This window comes from Veillonella parvula, assembly GCF_024461875.1.
Taxonomy (GTDB): Bacteria; Bacillota; Negativicutes; order Veillonellales; family Veillonellaceae; genus Veillonella; species Veillonella parvula_I.
Genome location: NZ_JANGAL010000145.1, coordinates 1 through 220 on the forward strand (window position 1 = coordinate 1; position 220 = coordinate 220).

At 40.9% G+C, this 220-nt stretch carries 1 protein-coding gene; it reads right to left on the reverse strand.

Features of this window, described 5'->3' with window-relative positions; genetic code table 11:
• Positions 1-220, reverse strand: a 220-nt coding sequence (locus NE668_RS10160) for a family 20 glycosylhydrolase (RefSeq protein ID WP_256196946.1), incomplete at both ends; no start/stop codon positions are given.

The window sequence follows — 220 nt, forward strand, 5'->3', positions numbered from 1 at the left end:
TATTTTCAAAACCTTGTACTTTTCTGATTTCCTCGATATTGTTTCTCACATATCTGTTAAATAACAACGAATGTCCCGGCGCATCGATTTCCGAAATCGGATTCATGCCGCAATCCATCGCAAACTGCTGGAGATCTTTATATTCTTCTGCTGTATACTGCGGTTCTCCGCCGTAAGCTCCGTTTTCATCATTGTAATATGCATTCTGCTGAGGATCTGT